Origin of the sequence: Microbacterium sp. CPCC 204701, from assembly GCF_004010105.1 — a bacterium.
Lineage (GTDB): Bacteria > Actinomycetota > Actinomycetes > Actinomycetales > Microbacteriaceae > Microbacterium.
This window is the reverse complement of the sequence record NZ_RRYE01000613.1, coordinates 1-1156: the sequence shown is the minus strand read 5'-3', so window position 1 is coordinate 1156 and position 1156 is coordinate 1. Positions and strand designations below refer to the sequence as shown.

Sequence of the window (1156 nt, the reverse complement as noted above, 5' to 3'; positions counted from 1 at the left end):
CGACCGGGCGGCCGGCCTCGAAGGTGACGGTGACGTCCTCGGCCTCGATCTCGACCGAAGGATCCCAGAAGCGCACCCCCATGATCGGCTCGACGGTCTCGAGCGACACGTCCAGGTGCTCCAGAGTCTTCGCCTCGTGCGTCGCGCCCCAGATGTTGGCATCCGTCGAATACGCCTTCTCAGCCGAGTCACGGTACGGGAAGCCGTGCTCGATGAGCCATTCGCTCATCTCTTTGCGGCCGCCGAGCTCGGTGACGAAGTCGGCGTCGAGCCACGGCTTGTAGATGCGCAGCGCCGGGTTGGCGAGCAGCCCGTAGCGGTAGAACCGCTCGATGTCGTTGCCCTTGTAGGTGGACCCGTCGCCCCAGATGTCGACGCCGTCCTCTTTCATGGCGCGCACGAGCAGCGTGCCGGTGACAGCGCGGCCGATCGGCGTGGTGTTGAAATAGGTGCGCCCGCCCGAACGGATGTGGAACGCGCCGCACGCGAGAGCGCCGAAGCCCTCCTCGACGAGGGCCGGCTTGCAGTCCACGAGGCGCGAGACCTCGGCGCCGTACTGCAGCGCCCGGTCGGGGATCGCCGCGATGTCGTCCTCGTCGGGCTGGCCGAGGTCGCCGGTGTACGTGCACGGGATCGCACCCTTGTCGCGCATCCACGCGACGGCGACGGAGGTGTCAAGGCCCCCTGAGAAGGCGATGCCGACGCGCTCGCCGACGGGCAGGGACTGAAGGACCTTCGACATGCCGCCAGTCTATTTGGCGGGAGCGCCGGCCTCGGCCGAACGTCATCTCGGCCCCTCGGGGTTCTTGCCCTCGGCAAGGCCGTGATCGGTTCGTGCCCTCGGGCGAGGCCCTGATCGGTTCGTGCCTCGAGCGATGCCGGTCCCCACGAGGTGATGGCAGGGTGAGGTTTCTCGGCACCCATCCCGCCGTGGGCTATGAAGGAATTCGGACGCCGCATGGCCGGCATCTGTTCGCCCGGCGCTGTGGTACCGGGTAGCTGGAGGGGGCCCGGATGGTTCAGGGGCGACGGAGCGCGCGCAGCCGTGCGGCGAGGCCGGGTGACGAACCCGGGCGCCGCCGTCAGGCGCGTGCCGGCGCGACGATCATCGCCGCCGTGTTGGCCGCCGCGTCCTTCGTCGTCGCCGCGCCGGCCG

The 1156-nt window shown here is 69.7% G+C and carries 1 protein-coding gene; it reads right to left on the bottom strand.

The genetic code is table 11. The features are described from left to right. Positions 1–742 (bottom strand): argininosuccinate synthase (gene argG / locus EIO58_RS18310; RefSeq protein WP_127820594.1); only part of this gene is annotated, 742 nt, incomplete at its 3' end. Positions 743–1156 lie beyond the last annotated feature (414 nt).